The sequence below is a fragment of the Streptomyces tauricus genome (assembly GCF_014650955.1).
Taxonomy (GTDB): Bacteria; Actinomycetota; Actinomycetes; order Streptomycetales; family Streptomycetaceae; genus Streptomyces; species Streptomyces tauricus.
Map to the genome: position 1 here is coordinate 76,057 of NZ_BMVY01000007.1, position 23,762 is coordinate 99,818.

Consider the following 23,762-nt stretch of genomic DNA (forward strand, 5'->3'; position numbering starts at 1 on the left):
CGAATCCCCCTTACACCTGCAGCGGCCTCGTGCCGCCGGGCGGCCGCGCACCGAGCGGTGCCGCCCAGTCCGTCTCGATTCCGGCGGCCGATCTTGTCCGGTCGCCATGGGAGTGTGTCCGTGCTGGAAGTGAAGGGTCATGACAGGCCCGCGACCATCTCGCCCGACCTCGTCGTGGAGGGCGGCAGAACAAGCGCCGCGGCAACCGCCGTTCAGGTGCCCGGCGACAAGTCGGTCAGCCACCGCGCGCTGCTGGCCGCCCTGCTCCCCGGCGCGCCGCGGCGGCTCACGATCCGCAACGCCAATCTGGGCGGCGCGGTCCGCGCGCTCCTCCCGGCCCTGCGGGCGCTGGGTCTGGACACCCTCGTCGAGGGAGACGTCCTCACCGTGCGCCGCGCCGCCCCCGTCCCCCAGGAGGTGCGCCCCCACCACGGGATCCCGCACTGGCCGGACGGAATCACGCAGGGGCCGGACGGCATCCCCTATCTGGAGACCGCGGGTTCCAGCGCGGCCGCCCGGCTGCTGATCGGGGTGCTCGCGGGCATCGGCCGCGGTGCCGTCGTGGACGGGGACGAGGTGCTGCGGCACCGCCCCATGGACTGGATCGTCACCCCTCTCAACGAACTGGGCGCGGAAATCCGCTACCTGGGCCACCCCGGTCGACTGCCGGTGCTCGTGGGCGGCAGGGTGCACCGCTCCCGGCGGGTGGAGCTGGCCGTCGGCAGCGCCCAGGCCCGTTCGGCGGTCCTGCTCGGCGCGGTCGCGGCCGGCGTACCGGCCGAACTGTGCCACCCCGTCCGCTCACGGGACCACACCGAGCGGATGCTCGCCGCGTTCGGAGCGCGGCTGACCGAGGGTCCCGGCGTGGTCGGTTACGACGGCGGCCCCTGCTCCGTGCCCTCGGACATCGAGGTTCCCGGCGACCCGTCGCTGGCGGCCTACCCGGTCGCCGCACATCTGCTGCGGGGCGACGGCGGAGAACTGCGGATCCCCGGCGTCTGCCTGAACCCCACCAGGACCGGCTTCTTCGACGTCCTGCGCCGCGCCGGGGCAGCCATCGACTACCAGGACCTGCGCACCACCGCGGGCGGCGAACCTGTCGGTACGGTCGTCACGAGGGCCGGGCTTGACGGCGTCAGGGCGGTGACGGCCGACGATCCCGGGACCCTGCACGCCCTGATCGACGAGGTGCCGCTGCTCGCCGCGGTCGCGACCCGGCTGCCCGGCACTTCGAGGATCCGCTGCGCCGGAGAACTGCGGTTCAAGGAAACGGACCGGCTCATCACGACCGCGCGGATGGCCACCGCCTTCGGCGCGCGCGTCACCGTGGAACCGGACGGCCTGACGGTGCACGGCCGGGGGGCGGACGGACCGACGGTGAATGGCCCGACGGGGGATGGCCTGTGGGCAGGCGGCCCGCGGGTGAGCGGGCCGCGCGAGGGCGGGCCCCGGGAGGGCGGCAGCGCCGTGCTGTCCGCCCGGACCGTGCCCGGTTTCGAGGATCACCGCATCGCCATGGCCGCGGCCACCCTGGCCACCGCTCTGCCCGGGCGCACCACGATCACCGGCGGCGCCTGCCACACCACGTCCTTCCCTGGCTTCACCGACGTCCTGCGGGCGGTCGGCGCCGCGATCCATGAGGTCACCCTGTGATGAACAGCAATCGATTACGGACGGCGTACGAAGCGCGGTCGACCGGCACCACGGCGGGCCCCGCGTTCAGCTCCGGCCGGGGCCCCTGGCTGCGTACCGCCGACGGCACCGCCTGGTTCGACGGCACCTCCGGCAGCGGGGCGGCCACCCTGGGCCACCAGCATCCGGCGGTCGTCGAGGCCGCCGCCGCCCAGTTGACCCGGCTCGTCCACACCGGCTGCAAGCTGAATTCCGACCCGCGTACACGGATGGTCCGGCGACTGGGCGAGCTGTCCCCGTACCGGGAGCCCGCGGTGCTGCCCACCGTGACCGGCGCGGAAGCCGTCGAGGCCGCTCTGAAAGTGGCCCGCGCGGCGACCGGACACCGGTCCGTCGTCAGCTTCCGCCACGCCTACCACGGCAAGACCGCCGGGGCCCTGGCACTGACCTGGCGGGCCGAGTTCAAGCAGTTCAGCGCCGGGTCGCCCGGTCCGGTGTTCACCGCCGCGCTGCCCGATCCCCGGCGAGCGTACGAGGACGGTCCGCGCCCAGGTGTTGAGGCATCGGGCGGAACGGCGGCCTTCCTGGCGGACCTGACCGCGGCACTGGACGAGGCCGAACTCCACGGGGGAGTGGCCGCCGTCGTCCTGGAGCCGATCCAGGTCACCGAGGGGATACTGACCGTCGCCCCGGCACTGCTGGACCGGATCGCCCGGGCCGCGCACGACCGGGGCGCCCTGCTGGTGCTGGACGAGATCTACACCGGACTCGGCCGTGCCGGGCGGATGTTCACGGCCGAACTCATGGCCGAGACCCCCGATCTGACCCTGGTCGGCAAGACGCTGGGCAACGGCTTCCCCGTCAGTGCCGTACTGGGCGAACAGCGGGTCATGGACGCGCTGCCCCCAGGGGTGCAGACGTCGACGTACTCTGGCAGTCCGCTGTGCTGCGCCGCCGCCTCGGCGGTCCTCGACACCCTGGTCGCCCAGGACGTGCCGGCCAGGGCCCGGACCCTGGGGCAACGGCTCGACGACCGGCTCGGCAAACTGGCCGCCGACCACCCGTGGATGACCTCCGTGCGCACCGCCGGGGCCCTGGCGGCCTTCGACTGCACGCGGCACGGCCGACCCGACCCGGCCCGCGCCAAGGCCGTCATCGAGGCCGCGTCACAGGCCCGGCTGCTGCTGTTCGGCGGGGGAGCCGAAGGCGCCACGGTCAAGGTCGTCCCCCCTGCCCTGCTGACGGAGGAGGAGTTGGGGTTCCTCCTCGACGGCCTCACCACCGCGGTCTCCGACGCGGACCGGCGAGACGCGGACCGGCGAAATGTGGACCGGCGAGACGCCGATCGGGGAGGGGCCCTGCGATGACGTTCCAGCAACTCTCCGAAGCCGTCCTGCAGAACGACCTGTGCACCGTGTGCGGCGCCTGCCAACTCGCCTGCCCGGCCGGGGTGGTGGGCTTCTCGGGCCTTGAACCGGTCCTCACCGAACCGTCCTGGACCGAGTCCGACTGCGGTGACTGCCGCGACTGCCTGGACGTCTGTCCCGGCGCGGACCCGGGCACCCCGGCCGCCGAGACAAGGCTGTTCGGCCGGAGCCGTACCCCGGGGGAACGGTGGACCGGCATCTTCTCCGAGGTGCTCGCCGGCCACGCGCTCGACCCCCTCGTCTTCGAGGCGTCCGCGAGCGGCGGCAGCCTCACCGCACTCCTGCAGACCGCCCTCGCGGTGCTCGGCACGGACGTCGTACTGACGATGGGCCGGGACCCGGAGCAGCCCTGGCGGGCCGCCCCCGCCCTGATCCGGGAGCCGGGGATGCTGGCGGAGACCGCGCAGTCCACGTACCAGCTCGCCCCCTACCTGGGCGCGCTCCGGGACGTGATGCTCACCGAACCCGACGCCGACGTGGCCGTGGTCGGTGTCGCCTGCCACATCCAGGCGCTGCGCAAGCTCCAGGCCATGGATACCGCCGCCGGTCGCTGGGCCCGCGACCACGTCGTGCTCGCGGTCGAACCCGCCTGCTCGTCCAGCACCCGCCCCGAGGGCACCCGGGCCGTCATCGAGGAACGCGCGCTGGTCCCGGTCGACTCCGTGGTCCGGCTCCGCTACCGCGAAGGCGACTACCCCGGTGAGATCGCGATCGGCACCCGGGACGGCGGCGACCACCGGGTGGCGTTCTGGCAGGCCGTACGGGACTTCGCGAAGAACAAGACGTACCGCTGTCTGGCGTGCGGGGACTGGCTGTCGGGTCTGGCCGACGTCAGTGTCAGCGACGGCGATCCCAACATCTTCGCCGCCAGCGTGGAGGGGGCGCGCGAGCTGAAGCACGGCCGGGTGTTCGTCCGTACCGAGGCCGGTGCCGCCGCGGTCGCCGCGGCCCGGGACCACGGCTTCTTCACCGGCAGCCCCACGGACCTGTCCGGGCTCAACCTCGGCCTGGAGCGCAAACGCAACCGCCGCGCCTCGTACGAGAGGTCCGGCAGGCCCGTACCGCACGGCCCGATCCCCGGTCACCGCGAGGAACTGGACATCGTCCCGGACGAGCGATGGCTCGCCGTACCCGGCCAGGACGGGGCGACGGATGGTACGTCGGATCGGTCGGCGGACCGTGCGTCGGATCGGACGAGGGACCGGGCGTCGGATCGGTCGGCGGAGCACAGGACGGACCGGCAGCCGGACCGGCCGACGAAGCGGCCGGCAGACCGGCCGTCGGAGCGGCTGACCGCCGCCGAACGAGGGAGTGACCGATGACCCCCGCCGTCGACACCCGTCCGGTCCTGTCGCGACGGCTGCTGGCCGGCCGGGGCGCGCTGCCCGAGCCGGTCGAGGTGGGCGTCGGACCGGTCGGCACCGGTGAGTTGCGCATCCGCGCGGCGTACAGCCTGATCAGTCCCGGCACCGAACTGCACTACCTGGACCGGCTGATGGGCACCGGTGAGACCTTCCCGCTGGGCTACTGCTCGGCGGGCACGGTGGAAGCCGTCGGCCCCGGCGCGACCGGCTTCGCCGTGGGCGACCGGGTGACCGCGATGGGCTGGGGCGAGGCCACCCACGGCGATGTGGTCGTCGTGCCCTACCGGCTGTGCCGACGCGTGCCCGACACCGTGCACCTGGCCGACGCGGTCGTGGCCAACCTGGCCGCCACCGCCGTGCACGCCGTCGACCGCGCCGAACTGCGGCCCGGGGACGAGGTCGCGGTCGTCGGCGCGGGCATGGTCGGACTGCTGATCGCCCAGACCGCCGCCGCGGCCGGGCACCGGGTCACCGTCACCGACCTGCACGCCGGCCGTCTGCGTACGGCCGGGGCGCTGGGCGTGCCGGTGTGGGAGACGCCCTTCCCGCCCGGCCCGCCGGCCCCGGCCGGGAGTTCCCGCTGCGTCTTCCTCTGCGGTACCGGAGAGGCGAGCGACACCCTGGCCCAGGCGGCCCGCTGGGCCTCCCGCGCTCCCGTCCGGCCACGGGTGGTCGGCGTGGGACGTTTCGCCGCGCGGGTCGAGTTCAGCGTCGACCTGGGCAACCTGGACCTGCGGTACGCGGCCCGCTGCGGAGCGGGATACCGCGACTTCGCCTACGCCCGCGGCTACACCGACGTCACCCCGCCGCGGGGACAGGCGACCGTCACCGAGAACCTGCAGCGGGCCCTGGACCTGATCGCCGACGGGGCCATCCGCCCGGACCGGATGGGCCTTCCCCGGCTACCGCTGGAGCAGGCCGCCGACGCGTACGCCGAACTGCGAGGACGTCCCGCCCACCCGGCGGTGGTCTTCGCCTACGAACCGGCCGAGGAGAGCCGCACATGACCGACACCGTTCCGGTATCCACCGTGGACACCGGCCACCGCCCGTTCCCGGACGCCGACCGTGCGGGTACCTTGATCCACCGCTTCCTGCGGACCGCCGAGACCTTCCCCCACCGGGAGGCCGTCGTCACCCCGGACGTCCGCTGGACCTACCGGCGGACCGCGGAGTTGTCCGCCCGGGTGAGCGGCGCGCTGCTCGACGCCGGTCTGCGCCCCGGAGACCGGGTCGGACTGCTCTTCTCGCACGGCGCCGAGATGATCGCGGCCCTTCTCGGCGCGCTGCGCGCCGGGCTGTCCTACGTGCCGCTGGACGCCGCCTATCCGCTGCCGCGACTGGCCGGCATGGCCGCCGACGCGGGCATCCGTACGCTCGTCGCGGGCCCCGGGCACATGGGGTCGGCCCAGCTGATCACCGACGAACAGCCCGACCCCGGCTCCGGCTCCGGCTCTGGCCCCGGCCTCGGCTCCGGCTCCGGCTCTGGCCCCGGCCTCGGCCCGGTGCTCTCGTACGCGGACCTGGCCCGACACGAGCCCGTACGGGACGACTACCTCCGGCAGGAGGGGCCTCTCCTGCCGGACAGCCCTCTCCCGCCGCACAGCCTCCCGCTGCGAGGGAGTCCCGTGCGCCCGGAGTCGGAGGCGTACGTTCTCTTCACCTCGGGCTCCACCGGCCGCCCCAAGCCCGTCACGCAGACGCATCGCAACGTGCTGCACCACACCCGCGTCTGGACCGACGGGCTGCGGGTCGGCCCCCTCGACCGGCTCTCCCTGCAGTCCGCGTACAGCTGGGACTCGGCGGTCCAGGACACCTTCGCCGCGCTCCTGAACGGGGCCGCGCTCTACCCGGTGGACCTCAAGGCGCTCGGTGTCACCGGCCTGTTGGAGTGGCTGGCCGACGAGCAGGTCACCGTGTACCACTCCACACTGCCGGTCTTCCGGGCCCTGACGCGTGCCATGGAGACCCGTGGAGCCCGGCTGCCCGCCATGCGCATGCTGGCCCTCGGCGGCGACACGCTCCACCTCGCCGACCTCGACGCCTGCCGCCGCCACTTCGAGCCGCACTGCCGGGTGGCCGGGGCCTACGGCTCCACGGAGTGCTCCTGCGCCCTGCTGCGGGTCGCCGACCCCGCCCACCGGCCGCCCACCGGGGTGTTCCCGCTGGGCCGGGCGGTGCCCGAGACGGAGGTCCGGCTCGTCGACGACGACGGCCGCACGGTCCACGGGCCGGGCGAGGGCGAGCTCGTCGTCGTCAGCGACTACCTTGCCCCGGGCGCCGCCCCTGACGGGAGGACGTACCGTACGGGCGATCTGGCCAGGCGGCTGGACGACGGGACGCTGCTGCTCAGTGGGCGCCGGGGGACGCAGGTCAAGATCTCCGGGATCCGGGTGGAGCCCGGCGAGGTGGAGGCCGCCCTCAAGCAGCTCGGGCAGGTGCGCGAGGCGGTGGTGGCGCCGTACACCGACGGCATGGGGGAGCGTCAACTCGCCGCCTACGTGGTGTCGGAGAGCGGTTCGGGGCTTCAACCCGCAGCGCTACGAGCCGAGTTGCGCCGTGTGCTTCCGGATCACGCCGTGCCCACCGCCTATGTACCGCTGCGTGAACTGCCGTTGACGGCCAACCACAAGATCGACCGCGCGGCCCTGCCCGATCCGCTCACGGCGACCGGATCCGCGCGTTCCGGACCAGGGGCGCCGGGGGCGGTCGCGCGGGGGGCGACGGCCCACGGGCCGGTGGAGGAAGCCGTCACCGAGGCCTGGCGGGACGTCCTCGGTGTGCGGGCACCCGGCCCCGAGGAGAACTTCTTCGATCTGGGCGGCACCTCCCTGCGGATGGCCGCCGTCCATGAACGCCTCACCCGCTCCCTCGCGCCCGCCCTGCGCATGACCGACCTCTACCGCGCCCCGACCATCCGCGCCCTGTCCGGCCTGGTCACCCGGCTGACGGCGGAACGCACCGGGCCGCCGTCCGGCGACGCCGCCCAGGGGTCCGCCCGCGGCCTGCGCCGCCGTACCGCCCGCGTACCGCGCCGGCAGGCGGCCCGTACCGCCGCCCGCTCCGAACCCACCGTCCAACCCACCACGACCCAACCCACCACCGCCCGATTCACCATCCATCCCACTCCGCCCGTCGGCGATCAGCGCCGCACCGCCCCAGGAGGCACGCATGACTGAGATTCAGGAAGCCCCCTTCCCGGCCGGACGCATCGCCGTCGTCGGCATGGACTGCCGGCTGCCGGGCGCCCGGAACCCGCACGACTACTGGCAGAACCTGCTCGCGGGCACCGAGCACATCACCGACCTCGACGACGAGCGGCTGAAGGCGGCGGGCGTCTCCGCGGGGACCCTCGCCGACAGCCGCCATGTGCGCCGGGGCGCGGTCGTCGAGGACGCCGACCTCTTCGACGCCTCGTTCTTCTTCCTCAGCTCCCGCGAGGCCGAACGGATGGACCCGCAGCTGCGGCTGTTCCTGCAGACCGCCTGGGCGGCGATGGAACACAGCGGGCACGACTCCGAGGTCTACCCGGGCCGCGTCGGCGTCTTCGCCGGGTCGCTGCACAGCACGTATCTGCTGAACAACGTGCTGACCGGTGAACGCGGCTTCAACGGTTCGCTGGAGCGGATGCAGCAGGACATGGCGACCCTCATGGGCAACGACCCCAACTACCTCACCACCCGTGCCTCCTACCACCTCAAACTGACCGGCCCCAGTCTCGCCGTGCAGACGGCCTGCTCGACCTCCCTGGTCGCCGTCCATCTGGCCGCCCAGAGCCTGCTGGCGCAGGAGTGCGACCTGGCGCTGGCCGGCGGTGTCGCCCTGCGCTTCCCGCAGGAGGCCGGTTACCTGTACGAGCCCGACGGCATCACCTCCGCCTCCGGCCGGGTACGGCCCTTCGACGCCGATGCGGACGGCACGGTGTTCGGCAACGGCGCCGGTGTCGTCGTACTGAAGCGGTTGGAGGACGCGCTGGCCGACGGCGACACCGTGTGGGCCGTACTGCTCGGCTCGGCCGTGGGCAACGACGGCAACGACCGCGCGGGATACACCGCCCCGGGCGTCTCCGGACAGGCCGCGGTACTCGCCGAGGCCCTCGGCGTCGCCGGGGTCGACGCCGCCACCGTCAGTTACCTGGAGGCACACGGCACCGGTACGAGGATGGGTGACCCGATCGAACTCGCGGCGGCCCGCCAGGCGTACGGCACCGGCGGACCACTCACCCTGGGATCGGTGAAGGCCAACATCGGCCACCTGAGCACCGCGGCCGGGGTGGCCGGCCTGATCAAGTGCGTGCTGATGCTGCGGCACCGCACGATCGTGCCGATGCCGCACTTCACCGCGTGGAACCCGGAGTGCGCGGCCGACGGCTCCCGCTTCCGGGTGGCCACCACCGCCGAGCCGTGGCAGACCGACGGTTCCGCCCTGCGCTGCGCCGTCACCTCCACCGGTATGGGCGGCACCACCGCCCATGTGGTCCTGGAGGAGGCGCCACCCGCCGCCGCCGAGACGCCGGATGCCGCCCCGGCTCCCGCCGTGGTGCTGCTGCCGGTCTCCGCCAAGTCCCCGGCCGCGCTGGAGAAGGCACGCCTGGCACTCGCGAACCACCTGGAGGCCACCGCACCTGGCCCCGCCGTCCCGGAGAACTCGCTCGGCGACATCCACCTGGACGACGCCGCGTACACCCAGGCCACCACGCGGCACACCTTCGACCACCGGGCCGTGGTCACCGCGCCTGACCGGCGGACCGCCGTCCGCGCGCTGCGTACCGGTGAACCCCGTTACGTCTACCAGGACTCCGGACACCCCGCCCCGCGCCCTGTCACCTTTCTGCTCCCCGGCCAGGGCGCGCAGTACCCCGCCATGGGCCGGGGCTGGTACGAGCAACTGCCCGTCTACCGCGCGACCCTCGACGAGTGCGCGCACCTGCTCGAACCCTCCCTCGGCTTCGACCTGCGCGACGCGCTGCACCCGGTGTCGCGCGACCACCGGGACGAGCGGTACGACCTGAGGCGCACCCGCCTCACCCAGCCCGCCCTGTTCTCGGTCGAGTACGCGCTGGCCCGCCAGTACCTGGCCTGGGGGATCAGTCCCGCCGCACTCATCGGGCACAGCATCGGCGAGTACGTAGCCGCCACGCTGGCCGGGGTGTTCCACCTCCCCGACGCGCTGCGGGTGGTCGCCGAGCGGGGCCGGCTGATCGACGCCCTGCCCGAAGGTGTGATGGCGGCCGTCATGGCGGGCCCCGACAAGCTGACCCCGTACCTCGGCGACGGGGTGGATCTCGCGGCGGTCAACGAGCCCACCGTGTGCACGGTGGCCGGAAGTCACGACGCCATGCGGGCGTTCACCGCCAAACTCACCGCCGACGGCATCACCCACCGCAAGGTCGCCACCTCCCACGCCTTCCACTCGGCGATGATGGAACCGGCGGTGGAACCCCTCACCCTGCTGCTGCGCGAGGTCGAGCTGCGCCGCCCGCGGATTCCCTTCCTGTCCAATCTGACCGGCACCTGGATCCGCGACGAGGAAGCCACCGACCCCGCCTACTGGGGTGCCCACCTCCGCGCGCCGGTACGGTTCGCGGACGACGTGGCCACGGCGCTCACCGAAGGGGACCAGGTCTTCGTCGAGGTGGGCCCCGGGCACACCCTGGCCACCTACACCCGGCGCCACCCGGACCGGGAGACCGGTATGCCGGTGATCACCTCCGCCGCCCGCGGCAAGGACCCCGCCGCCGACCTCACCGCGCTGACCGCGGCGCTGGGCCGCCTGTGGGCGGTCGGCCTGACCCCGGACTGGCAGGGCTACTACGCCGGCCGGGGGCGTCGTAAGGTCCCGCTGCCCACCTACCCCTTCGAGGGCACCCGTTACTGGGTCGAGCCCGGCTCGGGCGCCCTCTCCGGGACGGGCGGCGGCAGCCCCACCGCCGTGCCCAAGCTGCCGCTTGACGAGTGGTTCACCGCGCCGGTGTGGCACCAGGCCGTCGGCACACTCGACGCCGAGCCCGCTCCGGTCACCGGGCCGGTGCTGCTCTTCGCCGATACGGACGCCGAGACCGAGACCAACGCGGGCCCGGGTACGCGTACGAGTACGGGCACAGGCACGGGTACGCGTACAGCCGGTGTCGCCGCCCGGCTCGCGGCGCGTTCCTTCACCGGTGAGGTGGTGACGGTCACCGCCGGCAGCGGCTACTCCCGCGACGGCGCCGCCTTCACCGTGCGGCCCGACTCCGAGGAGGACCACCACCGCCTCGTCGCCGAACTCCTCGCCGAGGACCGGCTCCCCGGACACATGGTGCACGCCTGGTCCACCACCGCGCTGTCGCCCGAACGGGGCGTGGCACGGTTCGAACAGGCCCAGCGCCACGGGCTGTACAGCCTCATCGCCCTGGTGAAGGCGCTCAGCGCGCACGGCGTCACCTACCCCGTCCAACTCGACATCATCAGCGCCGGGGCCTACGCCGTCGGCCCCGCCGACCCCGAGCCCGTCGCCGAACTGGCGCCCCTGGCACTCGCCGCCCGGGTCATCGGCCAGGAGCACGGCAACATCGGCGCCCGCCACTTCGACCTGCCCGCCGAACCCGACGACCGGTCGCTGCGCACGCTGGCCGCGGAGATCGCCGGCACCCGGCCGCCCGAGCTGGCGGTGACCCTGCGCGGCGGCAGGCGCTGGGTGGCGGACCTGCGGCCGGTGCGCGCGGACTGGTCGGCCGAGGCCTCCTCGCGGCTGCGGCCGGAGGGCGTCTACCTGATCACCGGCGGCCTCGGCGAGATCGGCTCGACCCTCGCGCACTGGCTGCACCGGGAGACCGGGGCCCGCCTCGCGCTGCTGACCCGCGATCCGCTGCCCGACCGCGCGGAATGGGACGCGTGGCTCGCCGATCACGAGGCCGACGACGAGACCGCTCTGCGGATCGGCCGCCTGCGCGCCCTGGAGGACGCCGGCGCCACCACGTTCCTGGTGCACGCCGACGTGGCCGATGCGCGAGCGCTGCGGACGGCGGTGGAGCGTGTCGAGGAACGTTACGGGGCACTGCACGGCGTGGTCCACGCCGCGGGCCTGCCCGGCGAGCGCTGGGATCGCCCGATCACCGAGTCCGGCAGGGAACAGTGCCGATGGCACTTCGTGCCCAAGGCGCACGGCCAGATCGCCCTGGAGGAGGTATTGGCCGACCGCGAGATCGACTTCTGCCTGCTGCTCTCCTCGCTGGCCGGCGTCCTGGGCGGACTGCGGCTGCTGGCCTACGGCGCCGCCAACCACTTCATGGACGCCGCCGCCGAACGGGCCAACCGGGACCTCGACCGCACCGTCTGGATCAGCGCCGCCTGGGACGTGTGGCAGCACCACCAGGACGAGAAGCGGGCCCTGTCCGCGATCGGCCGGAGCATGGACGACAAGGCGATCCAGCCCGAGGAGGGCCTGGAAGCCGTCCGCCGCTTGCTGACCCTGCGCGACGTCTCCCATGTGGCGGTGTCCACCTGGGACATCGGACACCGGCTCGACCAGTGGGTGCGGGACCCCCGGATCGGCCGGCCCGCCGACGGGTCCGCGGCATCCGGCCCGGACCTGCCGGACACCGGCCCGGACGCCGGAGATCTCACCGCCCAGGTGACCCGGCTGATCGCGGAGGCGCTCGGCAGCGAGGACCTGTCGCCGGAGGCGGACATCTTCGAGCACGGCGGCGACTCGCTCCTGATCGTGCGGCTGCTGTCCGACGTCCGCCGGTACTTCGATGTGGAGGTGCCGCTGGCCGACGTGCTGTCCGAACCGACGCCCGCGGCGCTGGCCGACGCCGTCCGGCAACGCCTGGAGGCCCGCGCGGACACCGGGCCGGCCACCGGGGCGGACGACGACACGACCGAGGCGCTGGCGGCCGAACTGGCCGCGCTGGCCCCCGAGGAGGCGGAGCGGCTCCTGTCCGAGGTGCTGTCGGAAGCACCGCACGAGGGCCGGACCCAGGACCGGACCGAGGACCGGACCGAAGACAGGACCGAAGACAGGACCCAGGACCGGACCCAGGACCGGACCGAAGACCCCACCGACGACCGGGTCAAGGAGGCCTGACAGCCATGGAGTTCAGCCTGATCTTCTTCTCCGGCGACGAGAAGAACAAGTACCGGTTCGTCTTCGACGCCGCCCGGTACGCCGACGAGAACGGCTTCACCGCCATCTGGACCCCCGAACGGCACTTCCACCGCTTCGGCGGCCTCTACCCCAACCCCTCGGTACTGGGAGCCGCGCTGGCCGGCGCCACCCAGCGCCTCGGCATCCGCGCGGGCAGCGTCGTACTGCCCCTGCACAGCCCCATCCGGGTGGCCGAGGAGTGGGCGGTGGTCGACAACCTGTCCCACGGGCGGGCCGGCATCGCCCTGGCCACCGGGTTCAGCCCGGTGGACTTCGCCATCAACCCGGACGGCTGGCAGGACAGGCGACAGCGCACCTTCGACGCCGTGGACACCATCCGCGAACTCTGGGAAGGCGCCCCGGTCTCGGCCCAGGACGCCCTCGGGAACTACGTCGAACTGGAACTGCACCCCCAGCCCGTCCAGCCCCAGCTGCCGATCTGGCTCACCTGCACCAAGAGCCCGGACACCTTCGAGACGGCCGGCCGGCTCGGCTGCAACGTACTGACCGCTCTGATCGACATGACCAACGAGGAACTGGAGGACAAACTCGCGCTCTACCACAAGACCCTCCAGGACTACGGGCACGACCCGGACGACCACACCGTCACGCTGATGCTGCACACCTTCATCGGCACCGACCTGGAAGAGGTACGGGAGACCGTCCGGCCGCCCTTCACGGACTATCTGCGTTCCTTCCTGACCGTCATCGACTCGCAGAAGAAGAACCTCGCGCCGGGGGCCGGCGTACGGGACATGTCCGAGGCCGACCAGGACCAGCTCATCGAGTTCGCCTTCGACAAGTACTTCGAGAAGGGCGCGCTGCTGGGCACCCCCGACTCCTGCACCGCGGTGGTCGACCGCTTCAAAGGCATGGGCGTCACGGAGATCGCCTGCCTCATCGACTTCGGCGTGGACGAACAACTCGTCGTCGAGAGCCTGAGCCACCTCAACGAACTACGGAGGCGTTACGCATGACCGCCGGTGTTCCCACGGGTTCGGCCGCACGGCTGGCCACGCTCACTCCCGAGCAACGGGACCTGCTCCGCGCCCGGTTACGTGACCGGGCCCTCCGCACGCCAACGCGGCTGACCCCGGGCCAGGAGCGGTTGTGGCGCGCCCACCGCACCGCCGCGGGCCGGCCCGTGGACGTGGTCTGCCAGGCCGTGCGCCTGACCGGGGCCCCGGTCGACCTCGACCTGCTGGCCGAACGCGTCCAGGGTTTCGTCCGCGCCCACGAGTCACTGCGCACCACCTTCACCATCGAGAAGGACGGCTCCCGGCAGGACGGCTCCCAGGAGGACAGCTTCTGGGAGGACGGCGGCGCGGTGCGGCCGGTGGTGCACGAGGACCTGCCTCCGCGGCTGGTCCGCACCCGCTGCCCCGGAGGGCCGGAGCAGGCGCACGCCCTGGCCCGTGAGCTGGCGTACGAGCCGTTCGACCTGGCCGAAGGACCGCTCCTGCGGGTGGTCCTCGCCGAGGGCGCCTCCGAGGAGGAGGCCTGGCTGCTCGTCGTCGTCCACAACCTGGTCTTCGACGCCTGGTCCTTCGAGCTGCTCCTCGACGAACTGGCCCGTGACCCGGCCGCTCCCGCTCCCGCGACGCGTCCCTTCGGCCGTTTCGCCCTGGAGCAGGCCGAGTCGACGGCCGGACCGCGGGGCCAGGAGGCGGCCCGCTTCTGGGCGGCGGAACTGGCGGACGCCCCGCCCCCGCTCGCCACCGACCGCCCCCGGGGGCTGACTTCCCCCGGCACCGGCGGACGGGTGGACCTCACCCTCTCCGGCACCGTGGCCCGGGGCGTCGCCGAAGCGGCCAGGGGCTCGGCCGCCACCGCCTACGCCGGCTGGGCGGCCGTCGCATGGGCCACGCTCGCCGAGTTCAGCGGCGTACCGGACGTCCTGCTCGGCACCTTCACCGCCAACCGGGACGGGCCGGACGCGCAGCAGACCGTCGGCTACCTGCTCAACGTACTGCCGCTGCGCCTGCGTGATCCCGGCGACGGCACCTGGGGAGCGAGGATCAGGGCCGCCCACACGGCGTCGACACGGGGGCTGCGGTACGCGTCGTACCCGGCGGAGCTGATCGCCGCCGAACGCCGACTCCCCGGTCTGCACCCGCTGTTCGACGTGGCGTTCGTCTTCGACAGCCCCACCGAGGGCTCGCGCACGATGCCGAGTTCCGTCGTACCCGCACGGAGCGCCGTCGTGTCCCCGTACGACGTGGACAAGGGCGTGGCCCGCTACGGCCTGACGCTCTCGGTCCACCCCGCGCCAGAGGGTGCCTCCGGCTGGATCGAGTACGACACCGGGCTGTACGACAGGAGCACGGTCGAGCGCCTGGCCGACCGTTTCACCGCGCTGGCCGCCCAGGCGTCCGGTACGGCGGGCCAGGTGTCCGGTGCGGCGGAGCGGGCGTCCGGTGCGGCAGGGCGGGCGTCGCGAGAGGCCGGACAGTGAGTACGCCGCGGCTGTGCGCCGCCGCGTACGAACTGGGCGAGTACGAGGCTCCTGTGACGGAGCTGCCGGAACTGAGCGCCGCGCCGGACGTGGCGGCCGAACTGACCTCCGCGGCCGCCGGGTTCTCCGTCTACCGCTGGTCGCAGGCGCCGCTGGTGGAGCTGATGGCCGCGGCCGTACAGAAATGTCTGGCCGGAGCAGGCGTCCCGGGGAAGGCCGTGGACACGGTGTTGCTCGCCACGGACTCCCTCCCGCACGACCGCGGCGCCCACCGCGATGTCGCCGAGCTGCTCCAGGAGACCGGCATGACCGGCGCCACGGTCGCCACGCTCGGGCTGATGGACTGTGCCACGGCGATGTTCGCGCTGGGCAACGCGGCCTCCCTGGTCAGGGACGGCACCGCACGGCACGTCATGGTCGTCAGCGGTGACCTGGCCGACCTCTCGACCGGCGGGGAGCGTCTCGTGGCCGGCGGCGCGGCGATCGCCAGCGACGGTGCCGCCGCCGCCCTGGTCTCCGCCGACGCACCCGGGCTGCCGATCCTGGCCATGGCCCACCACGGCGCGGCCGAGGAACGCCGGGACGCGCCGCCGCACCAGCGGCTGACCGCCCGCCTGACCGCCTACCGGGAGCTGTTCACCGGCCTGGCGGACCGGCACCGCGTCCGGCCGGACAGGTCGCTCGTCCTGCCCAGCAACTTCGCGCGCAACGTGATGGAGATGTACCTCGCCGACGTCGGATTCGACAGCCGGCGGATCGCGCTGGACAGCGTGGGCCGCATCGCCCACTGCCAGGGCAGCGACCCGCTGATCCACCTCGCCGACCGGCTCGGCGCACCGGAGCCCGCCACCGGCCCGGGCACCCCGGAGGAGTACGTCCTGCTCGGCGCCGGCATGTCCCATCTGGCCGCGGTGCTGCTCGGCGCCGACGCGCTCCCGGCGGAGGGAGAGTTCCGTTGACCATCCACGCCACGGCCACCGAGCCGGTGACCGCCTCACTCCTGCGCACCACGGCCCGATGTCTTCCCACCGGGGTCACCGTGGTGACCAGCGGGCTGGGGCCCGACGTGCACGGCATGACCGTCAACTCCTTCACGACCCTGTCGCTCGAACCCCCGCTGGTGTCCTTCAGCGTGCGGCACGACGCCAGGATCAGAGGGCCGGTGGAGCGCACCGGCGGCTTCGTCGTCAACGTCCTCGCCGCCGAACAGACCGAGCTGGCACGGTGGTTCGCCAACCGGAACCGCCCGCTGGGCGCGGAGAGCTTCGCCGAGGTGCGTACCGAGGACGCGCCGGTGACCGGCGGGGTACGCATCGCCGGGACCGTCGGGTACTTCGCCTGCCGGGCCGTGCGGTTCATCGAACTCGGCGACCACGTTCTGGTGGTCGGCCTGGTGCACGAGTGCGGCGCCCGCGAGAAGGCGCGGCAACTGCTCTTCGTGGACGGGGAGTTGAGGGCCGCGCAGGACCGGCCGGCCGAACCGCCCCGAGCCGAGGAACAGTGATCCGGGAAACGACCCGGGAAACGACCCGGGAAGCGCCCCGGGTAGTGATCCGGGAAAGGAGCAGTGCCCGAAGATGACCGCACCGCGTATCCGTGAACTCCGGGAGTCGGACTATCCCTCTCTGATCGCCCAGGTGGACGACTGGTGGGGCCGCCCGGTGGCCCACATGCTGCCCCGGCTGTTCCTGCGCCACTTCCACTCGACCAGCCTGGCGGCCGTGACCGACCGGGGTGTGGTCGCCGGCTTCCTGGTCGGCATCGTCTCGCCCTCCGAACCGGGGGAGGCGCACACCCACTTCATCGCGGTCGCCCCCGACCACCGCCGGTCCGGCCTCGGCGGGGTGCTCTACGGGCGCTTCTTCGAACTGGCCGGGAAGCGGGGATGCCGGACCGTCACCGCTGTCGTGTCGCCCGGCAACACCCGGTCCCAGCGCTTCCATCTCGCGACGGGGTTCGAGCCGATCCCCCTGCCGTCGGCGGGGCCTCCGGAGGGGGAGAGCACGGCGGACACGGACGGCCTGCCGGTCTGGAAGGACTGGGACGGCCCGGGGGAGGACCGTATCCGGTTCTCGTACGCACTGTGACGAACGCACTGTGACGAGCGCACTGTGACGAGGAGAGTCACCCATGCTGAACATACTCACCACCGAGCGGGCCGTCCTCGACAAGGCGCTGCCCGGGTTCGACGCCCGGCTGGCCGAGTTGGGCACGGCGGCCGTCGAGGACCCCGACACCCATGTCATCGAGGAGTTCCGCGCAGCCGGCGGCGGCAACGTCCTCATCCCGGTCGCCCTGGGCGGTGGGGGCCTGAGCTGTCTTGAAGGGGCGCGTCTGCAGCGTGCGGTGGGCAGCCGGGCCCCCTCGCTGGCCGTGGCGTCCACCATGCACCACTACAAGGTGGCCTGGCTGGCGCACGTGCTGGGCGACGGGGCGGCCGGCGTGCTCTCGGAGATCGTCGGCCGGCGGCTGCTCGTCTCCTCCTGCGGCGCCGAGGGCAGTTCCGGCAAACAGCTCTTCGCACCCGGTATCAGGGTGGCCGCGGCGAAGGGCGGCGGTCTGCGGCTCACCGGTTCCAAACGGCCCTGTTCCCTGGTCGGATCGATGGGCCTGCTGACCCTGCTGGCACCCGGGCCGCCGGATTCGCCGTACGCGGGCGACCTGCTGATCGTGATGGTCCCCGCCGAGGCGCCCGGACTGCGCCGGGAGCCCTTCTGGGGGAACCACGCCCTGCGGGCCGCGCAGACCGACGCCGTGGTGCTGGACGACGTGTTCGTCCCGGACCACATGATCGTGCCGCTGGGTGATCCGGAGCAGGCGACCGGCCGGCTGAACTCGCTCATGGCGCGTTTCCTGATCCTCATCACCGCCGCGTACGTGGGTATCGCCACCGGCCAGGTGGAGCGGCTCTTCGCGGACGGACGAGGACAGGCCGGCGACCGGGTGAGCGCCCTCGGCCCGCTGGAGACTGTGTCGGCCGCCGTCGAGGCGATCGCCCGCGAACTGGACGACGGCTCACCGGAGGAAGCACTTCTGGGCCGGATCCTGCTGGTCCGGTACACCGCCCAGCGGGCGATCGCGGAGGCCACCGACCGGGTCCTGGAGCTGATGGGCGGCATGTCCTTCGTGCGCGACGGCAACGGGGTGGACCTGCTGGCCGCCAGTCGCGCCCTGGCCTTCCACCCTCCGTCGGAGCACACCATGCGCGAGCCGCTGGACGAGTGGCTGGGCGGCGGCGGACTCACGCTGCTGTGAACCGCCGGCCGCGAAAGGAGGGGGGACTCCGTTCTGTTGCCACCGATGCCGATGCCGATGCCGATGCCGAAGCCCGTGCCCATGTCACCGATGTCGCCGACGCCACCGTGGTCACTGCGGAACATGACCGGGACTGAGACCGGGACCGGGACCGACGCCGTGGCGTGTCCGCCCCTGATGTGGCCGGGAGAGGCCGGGGAACTGCGTGGGAAGCTGGCCGCCGCCGCTCGGGGTGAGGCCTTCCTGCTCCACGCGGGCAGCGGCACTCCGCCGGGGGCGGTTCCCCGCGCCGAGCACATCACCCGCCAACTGACCCTGCTGGCACAGGCCATGGTCGTCCTGTCCTACGCGCTCGGCGTCCCGGTCGTGCCCGTCGCCGAGATCCACGCACCTCCCGCCGCCGACGGACGCGCCGGGCCCGCCCGGCCACCGGACGTCCACCGGGCGTCGGCCATGGCCCTCAACCTGGTCCGGGCGTTCAGCGGTGACGTCCGCCCGGATGTGCCGTGGGCGCACGAACTGAACCGGGCGTTCGTCGCGAGTTCCCCCGAGCGCGAGCGCGCCCGGTACGAGCCGCTGACCGGCAGGATCGGGTCCGCGCTGAGTTTCCTGCACGCCTGCGCAGGCAGGCCCGCGGTGCTGCCGCGGCCCGCCGTCAGCCGTACCGTCCTCGCGGACGACTCCGCCCTGCCCCCGGCCGACGGGCCCGGCGGCGGCCGGTGGGACCCCGTCGGCCACCTGGTCTGGCTGCACCACTCCTCGGCCGGGGCCGGTTGCGGACCGGCCGCTGCCGCCGCCCGGATCGGCAACCCGCTCGGTGTGGTGGTGGAGGCCGACACCACCCACGACGCCGTCCTCACCCTGATCGACCGCCTGGACCCGGAACGCTCCGCGGGACGGCTCACCTTCCTCACCAGGTTCGGGGCGGACCGGATCACCGACCTCCTGCCGGAACTGGTGCAGAAGGTCGCCTCCACCGAGGCCGAGGTCGTCTGGGCCTGCGACCCCTGGCACCGCAACCGCCGGGACCCGGCAGGTGTCCTCGCCGAGGCCGACGCCTTCATGGAACTGCACCGGACGCTGGGCACCCACGCGGGCGGCCTCCACCTGCCCCCGCACCACGACGGGGCCGCCGGTCGGCCCGGCGCACTGGACCTGGTCCTCGCGCTCGCCGTGACGGCCTCCGACCGGAGCCACCCACCCAAGGCCACCGCCCCTGTTGCCGAGTGACCCACCAGTGGCTCACCGAAACGAAAGAACGCAAGAGGCGTACGCCGAGGTCAGGAGACAGCACCGTCCGCCGCGCCCGTTACGGCCGGGCGGTCTGCTGGTGGTTGCCGAAATAGTCGACCAGCTCCGGGGCCGGCGCGGCCACGGCGACCGGCGTGCCGTTCGTACGCAGCGAGGTCGTCGCCGCCGCCGCACAGGCCACCGCCTCGCGGGCGGCCACCGGGGAGGTCTCGGTGGGGCCGCCGACCGCGGCGAAGCGCAGGAACTCGTCGACCAGCGCCCGGTCCGCGCCACCGTGCAGACCGTCCTGCTGTGCGGGGACCGGGACGCTGAGGTCGGCGTCCTGGCGGTAGCCGGACCGGCGCCGGTTCCAGACCCTGATGGTGGCGGGGTCGCCGTCGATGCCGTCGCCGAAGTTCTCCAGGCGGCCCTCGTCGCCGATGACGGTGTAGTTGCGCCAGTAGTCGGGCGTGAAGTGGCACTGCTGGTAGCTGGTGAGCACGCCGTTGTCGAGGCGGCCGAGCATCATGCTGAGGTCCTCGATGTCGACGACCGGGTTGAGATCGCGCAGGGCCGACGGGGGCCAGACGTCCGGGTCGTACCAGTCGGGCATCCGCTCACCGCCGGGTACGGGTGTCCGTGCGGCGCGGCGCGGGTTGTCGCCGTAGACGGCGAGGGTGCCGTGGGCGACGACGTCCCGTGTGTAGCCGCCGGCCAGCCAGTGGATCACATCCAGGTCGTGGGCGCCCTTCTGCAGCAACAGCCCGTTGGTGTGGGCCCGTTCGGCATGCCAGTCCTTGAAGTAGAAGTCCCCGCCGTGGCCGACGAAGTGGCGGCACCAGATGGAACGGACAGTGCCTATCTCCCCTTTGTCGATCAGCTCCCGCATACGGCGGAGCATCGGCAGATGGCGCAGGTTGTGGCCGACGTACAGGCGGGTGCGGGAGCGGAAGGCGGCGGCCAGCAGGGAGTCGCAGTCGTCGACGGAGATCGCGAGGGGCTTCTCCACGAACACGGCGGTCCCGGCGTCGAGGAAGAACAGCGCGGGGCCGGTGTGCAGATGGTCGGGGGTGAGGACGAAGACCGCGTCCAGGCCGTCGTCGAGCATGTCCTCGTACCGCTCGCGCACCAGGACGTCCGCCCCGAACAGGCGCCGGGCGTCCTTCCGGCCGCGGGGGTCCGGGTCGGCGCAGGACACGACCCGGGCGACGCCCGGCCGGTTCGCCAGGGTGGCCAGCGGGGCGCGCTGGCCGACCCCCACCACTCCGACGCGCAGCTCGGCACGCGGTGGCTCGGTGGCCGCCGGCTGGGCTCGGTCGTCCATGTACCCGTCCCTCCAGTTCGGTCCTTCAGTGCGGTCAGTTCAGTCGGTTCGATCAGTTCAGTCAGTCAGTCAGTCAGTCAGTCAGTCAGTCAGCCAGCCAGTCAGTTCGGTCGGTTCGGTTCTTCGCTGCGCGAGGTGTCGCGCCGTGGGGCGGACGGGGCCGCCAGTCCGTCGCTGAGCAGGCGGCTGTCGACCTCGTCGAGGGCCAGGCGCACGGCGCCCAGGGCCACGCTCTCGTCGCCGAGGGTCGAGGCGCGCAGTTCCGGCAGACGCAGACAGTGTTTGGTGAGCTCCTGGCGCAACGGCTCCAGGACGACGTCGGCCGACCGGGAGAAACCGCCCCCGTAGACGACGACTTGGGGGTCCAGGGCGAGGACGAGGGCGGCGACACCGACGGCGAGGTCACGGGTGTAACGGCGGACGGCGGTCCTGGCCTGCCGGTCGCCGTCCCGGGCCGCCTGGAACACCCAGGCAGCCGCCTCACCCGGTGCCGCCGTGGCGGGGACACCGGGGCAGGCTTCGAGGTGGCCCGGCGCGCTGAGCCACCGTACGGCCTTGAGGGCGCCGATCTCCCCGGCGGCGCCGCCGTGACCGCGGCGCAGGGCGCCGTCCAGGATCAGCCCGGCGCCGGTGCGCAGCCCCGCGAGGAGGAAGACGATGTCGTCGGCGTCCGAGGCGACTCCCTTCCAGCGCTCGGCGACGGCGGCGAGTTTGCAGTCGTTCTCGACCTGGACCGGACAGGAGAAACGGGCGGCGAGGTGGGCGACCGGGTCCGCGGTGTGCCAGCCGGGCAGCGGGGTGGACAGCGTGGTGCGCCCGCTGGCGTCGACCGGACCGGTCACGCCGACGGTGACCGCCCAGATGTCGGCCGGTGCCATGCCGGCGCCCCGCAGCACCTTGTCGATCGCGCGGTCCACGGCCGCGAGCCGTGCCTTCGGGGCCGCCTCGGGGTCGACCGGGCGGCGCAGGGTCTGGACGAGGTTGCCCTCCAGGTCGCTGAGCATGACGAGGACCTTGTGGACCCCGATGTCGATGCCCAGCACATGACCGGCGTCGGCGCGGAAGCGGAAGCGGCGGGCCGGGCGCCCCACCACGCTGTTGGTGCCCGGTTCCTCGACCTCCGCCCAGCCGTCGGTGACCAGGGACTGCACCAGGACGTCGACGGCGGGCCGGGACAGCCCCGCCCGGCCCGCGAGTTCGGTGACCGTCGAGGGAGGGTTGCCGCGCAGCGCCCACACGATGGACAGCATGTTCATCTCGCGCATCCGGGACAGGTCTGTTCCGGTCGTCGCCATGTGGTGCTCCCTGAAGGGGGCGGGTCCCCGCCGCTGGATAATGCTGAGCAGTTTACTAATTCATGCCGACGCCGCGGAGAACCGCCGGCCACCCCCTTCCGGCGTCAGGCGATGGGATAGCGCTGCTCCGTCCCGGGGTCGACCGCCGGGGCGAAGTCGACCTCGCGGCCGTCGAGCGTGAAGCGGTACCGGCTCAGCCTCCGCACCTGCGGGCGTGCGGCCAAGTAGGCGGTCATGTCCTCCAGTTCGTCGGGGTGCAGCCAGCCGGGCGGGTCGGAGACGGCCCGGAAACCGCAGATGTCGGCGAGGTCGCGCAGCCACCGCTGCTGTTCGTCGGTGAGCAGGTTGAGGCGGCTGCGGAAGTAGACGACGTCGGGGTCGACCTCCAGCAGCGGTGACTGCCACAGCCGGTGCAGGGTGTTGACGACCGCGTTGCGGGCCAGCGCGTCGGACGGGTCCTGGGTGGCGTAGTGCTCCCACAGCGGGGCGACGTCCGGCCCGCTGCGGATACCGTCGATCAGGCCGAGGGAGGGCAGCAGAGGCGCACCGCTGCCGAGCAGGTACGCGTCCTCGCCCGCCTCCTCCCGGACGACGCGCAGCCCGAGCCGGTACGCCTCCTCGCGCCCCAGGTCCCCGGCCCGTACGCCGGTGGCGGTGGCGGCCCCGATGAAGTCCAGCTTGAGATAGGTGAATCCCCACTCCCGGCTCACCCGGCGGATCGTCTCGCGCAGATGGTCCTGTGCCGCGGGCCGGGTGAGGTCGAGGGTCCAGTAGCCGGTGCCCCAGTTGTGTCCGGCGACCACGGGTTCGCCCCGCTCGTCGCGCAGCAGCAGCTCGGGGCGCCGGCGGGCGGTGCCGGACTCCGGATGGACGATGAACGGGGCGATCCACAGTCCCGGGCGCAGTCCGGCGTCCGTGATCCGGTCGGCCAGCGCCTTCATCCCGGACGGGAACTTGGCGTTCGGTTCCCAGTCGCCGACGGCCCTCTCCCAGCCGTCGTCGACCTGGACGACGTCGAAGGGCAGTCCGCGCAGGGCGGTGATGTCCTTGGTGAGCTGCTGTTCGGTGATGTTCTCGTAGTACGCGTACCAACTGCACCACACATTGCCGGCCCGTTTGCCGCTGCGGCCCAGCCGGGCGGCGAGGTGGCGGGTGTAGGCGGCGAAGACCTCCTGTTCGCCGCCGTGGGCGAGGAACCACGGTGCCCGGTCGCGCTCCGACCAGCCGGCGAGCGTGTCCCGGTCCGCCGTCAGTCGCGGGATGTCCGGGCCGAGCGCGCCGAGCAGCAGCACCTGTCCGTCGGCTCCTTGCAGGGCGGCCACGGCGGAGGAGTGGTGGCGGGCGGGGTCGTCCCACACGGTGTCGTCGGCGGTGAGCCGGCGTTCGGCGCTCTCGATGCGCAGCGGTGCGTCGGAGAGGCGGCGCCAGCCGCAGGGGCTCCAGGAGTTGTGCCCGTGGCGGTAGAACAGCGCGTCGCCGAGGCCGTGCAGGACGGCCACACGGCCAGGGGGGAGCAGCAGTCCGCCGTCGACGACCTGGGGCGGGGTGTCGCCTTCGAGTTCGAGGGCGAGGGTACGTCCGCCGAGGTCTGCGAGCTGGGCCATGGATCTCCTTGCGTCCGGATTGCGGGGGGGGGGGGGGGGGGGGGGGGGGG

At 73.2% G+C, this 23,762-nt stretch carries 16 protein-coding genes; 13 read left to right on the forward strand and 3 right to left on the reverse strand.

Annotation, left to right across the window (positions count from 1 at the left end; all coding sequences use genetic code 11):
* Positions 1–120: 120 nt before the first annotated feature.
* From IE278_RS13955 to IE278_RS14015, 13 genes are all read left to right on the forward strand, one after another.
* The gene (locus tag IE278_RS13955) at positions 121–1,653 is read left to right on the forward strand and encodes a 3-phosphoshikimate 1-carboxyvinyltransferase (RefSeq protein ID WP_246570306.1); all 1,533 of its coding nucleotides are present in this window, start codon (positions 121–123) and stop codon (positions 1,651–1,653) included.
* On the forward strand, positions 1,653–2,999 hold the full coding sequence (locus tag IE278_RS13960) for an aspartate aminotransferase family protein (protein WP_189772185.1): 1,347 nt from the start codon (positions 1,653–1,655) through the stop codon (positions 2,997–2,999). The genes IE278_RS13955 and IE278_RS13960 overlap by 1 nt, the downstream gene beginning before the upstream one ends.
* Entirely contained in the window at positions 2,996–4,381 is a 1,386-nt protein-coding gene (locus tag IE278_RS13965) for a Coenzyme F420 hydrogenase/dehydrogenase, beta subunit C-terminal domain (RefSeq protein WP_189772187.1), read from the forward strand. The genes IE278_RS13960 and IE278_RS13965 overlap by 4 nt, the downstream gene beginning before the upstream one ends.
* Entirely contained in the window at positions 4,378–5,430 is a 1,053-nt protein-coding gene (locus tag IE278_RS13970; protein WP_189772189.1) for a zinc-dependent alcohol dehydrogenase, read from the forward strand. Before IE278_RS13965 ends, IE278_RS13970 begins: the two co-directional genes overlap by 4 nt.
* Positions 5,427–7,601, forward strand: coding sequence for a non-ribosomal peptide synthetase (locus IE278_RS13975; protein ID WP_189772191.1), 2,175 nt, complete (start codon positions 5,427–5,429; stop codon positions 7,599–7,601). Before IE278_RS13970 ends, IE278_RS13975 begins: the two co-directional genes overlap by 4 nt.
* Positions 7,594–12,489: a type I polyketide synthase gene (locus IE278_RS13980; protein WP_189772193.1), complete on the forward strand. Its 4,896-nt coding sequence runs from the start codon at positions 7,594–7,596 to the stop codon at positions 12,487–12,489. The genes IE278_RS13975 and IE278_RS13980 overlap by 8 nt, the downstream gene beginning before the upstream one ends.
* A 5-nt stretch (positions 12,490–12,494) precedes the next feature.
* Complete coding sequence (locus IE278_RS13985; protein WP_189772195.1) at positions 12,495–13,526, forward strand: MupA/Atu3671 family FMN-dependent luciferase-like monooxygenase; 1,032 nt, start codon at positions 12,495–12,497, stop codon at positions 13,524–13,526.
* Complete coding sequence (locus tag IE278_RS13990; RefSeq protein WP_189772197.1) at positions 13,523–15,004, forward strand: condensation domain-containing protein; 1,482 nt, start codon at positions 13,523–13,525, stop codon at positions 15,002–15,004. Before IE278_RS13985 ends, IE278_RS13990 begins: the two co-directional genes overlap by 4 nt.
* Positions 15,001–15,963, forward strand: coding sequence for a beta-ketoacyl-[acyl-carrier-protein] synthase family protein (locus IE278_RS13995; RefSeq protein WP_189772199.1), 963 nt, complete (start codon positions 15,001–15,003; stop codon positions 15,961–15,963). The genes IE278_RS13990 and IE278_RS13995 overlap by 4 nt, the downstream gene beginning before the upstream one ends.
* Complete coding sequence (locus IE278_RS14000; protein ID WP_189772201.1) at positions 15,960–16,508, forward strand: flavin reductase family protein; 549 nt, start codon at positions 15,960–15,962, stop codon at positions 16,506–16,508. The genes IE278_RS13995 and IE278_RS14000 overlap by 4 nt, the downstream gene beginning before the upstream one ends.
* Positions 16,509–16,581: 73 nt before the next feature.
* The gene (locus IE278_RS42935) at positions 16,582–17,091 is read left to right on the forward strand and encodes a GNAT family N-acetyltransferase (protein WP_189772203.1); all 510 of its coding nucleotides are present in this window, start codon (positions 16,582–16,584) and stop codon (positions 17,089–17,091) included.
* A gap of 43 nt (positions 17,092–17,134) precedes the next feature.
* Positions 17,135–18,259, forward strand: coding sequence for an acyl-CoA dehydrogenase family protein (locus tag IE278_RS14010; protein ID WP_189772205.1), 1,125 nt, complete (start codon positions 17,135–17,137; stop codon positions 18,257–18,259).
* Positions 18,260–18,382: 123 nt separating this feature from the next.
* Positions 18,383–19,489 (forward strand): 3-deoxy-7-phosphoheptulonate synthase, encoded by a 1,107-nt coding sequence (locus IE278_RS14015; protein WP_189772207.1) that lies wholly within the window; start codon positions 18,383–18,385, stop codon positions 19,487–19,489.
* 79 nt (positions 19,490–19,568) lie between these two features.
* Here the strand turns inward: IE278_RS14015 and IE278_RS14020 are convergent, their stop codons facing one another.
* From IE278_RS14020 to IE278_RS14030, 3 genes are all read right to left on the reverse strand, one after another.
* On the reverse strand, positions 19,569–20,813 hold the full coding sequence (locus IE278_RS14020) for a Gfo/Idh/MocA family protein (RefSeq protein WP_189772209.1): 1,245 nt from the start codon (positions 20,811–20,813) through the stop codon (positions 19,569–19,571).
* A gap of 101 nt (positions 20,814–20,914) precedes the next feature.
* Positions 20,915–22,108 carry an ROK family transcriptional regulator gene (locus IE278_RS14025; RefSeq protein ID WP_189772211.1) on the reverse strand — a complete coding sequence of 398 codons (1,194 nt, stop codon included), beginning with the start codon at positions 22,106–22,108 and terminating at the stop codon, positions 20,915–20,917.
* 104 nt (positions 22,109–22,212) lie between these two features.
* The gene (locus IE278_RS14030; RefSeq protein WP_189772213.1) at positions 22,213–23,712 is read right to left on the reverse strand and encodes a glycoside hydrolase family 36 protein; all 1,500 of its coding nucleotides are present in this window, start codon (positions 23,710–23,712) and stop codon (positions 22,213–22,215) included.
* Positions 23,713–23,762: the final 50 nt, after the last annotated feature.

What these genes read in the sequence shown, in the direction of transcription:
- IE278_RS13975 (WP_189772191.1), top strand. Translation starts at nt 5,427, where the DNA reads ATGACCGACACCGTTCCGGTATCCACCGTGGACACCGGCCACCGCCCG.
- IE278_RS13960 (WP_189772185.1), top strand. Translation starts at nt 1,653, where the DNA reads ATGAACAGCAATCGATTACGGACGGCGTACGAAGCGCGGTCGACCGGC.
- IE278_RS13970 (WP_189772189.1), top strand. Translation starts at nt 4,378, where the DNA reads ATGACCCCCGCCGTCGACACCCGTCCGGTCCTGTCGCGACGGCTGCTG.
- IE278_RS14015 (WP_189772207.1), top strand. Translation starts at nt 18,383, where the DNA reads ATGACCGGGACTGAGACCGGGACCGGGACCGACGCCGTGGCGTGTCCG.
- IE278_RS13985 (WP_189772195.1), top strand. Translation starts at nt 12,495, where the DNA reads ATGGAGTTCAGCCTGATCTTCTTCTCCGGCGACGAGAAGAACAAGTAC.
- IE278_RS13990 (WP_189772197.1), top strand. Translation starts at nt 13,523, where the DNA reads ATGACCGCCGGTGTTCCCACGGGTTCGGCCGCACGGCTGGCCACGCTC.
- IE278_RS14030 (WP_189772213.1), bottom strand. Translation starts at nt 23,712, where the DNA reads ATGGCCCAGCTCGCAGACCTCGGCGGACGTACCCTCGCCCTCGAACTC.
- IE278_RS14020 (WP_189772209.1), bottom strand. Translation starts at nt 20,813, where the DNA reads ATGGACGACCGAGCCCAGCCGGCGGCCACCGAGCCACCGCGTGCCGAG.
- IE278_RS14025 (WP_189772211.1), bottom strand. Translation starts at nt 22,108, where the DNA reads ATGGCGACGACCGGAACAGACCTGTCCCGGATGCGCGAGATGAACATG.
- IE278_RS14010 (WP_189772205.1), top strand. Translation starts at nt 17,135, where the DNA reads ATGCTGAACATACTCACCACCGAGCGGGCCGTCCTCGACAAGGCGCTG.
- IE278_RS13965 (WP_189772187.1), top strand. Translation starts at nt 2,996, where the DNA reads ATGACGTTCCAGCAACTCTCCGAAGCCGTCCTGCAGAACGACCTGTGC.
- IE278_RS42935 (WP_189772203.1), top strand. Translation starts at nt 16,582, where the DNA reads ATGACCGCACCGCGTATCCGTGAACTCCGGGAGTCGGACTATCCCTCT.
- IE278_RS13980 (WP_189772193.1), top strand. Translation starts at nt 7,594, where the DNA reads ATGACTGAGATTCAGGAAGCCCCCTTCCCGGCCGGACGCATCGCCGTC.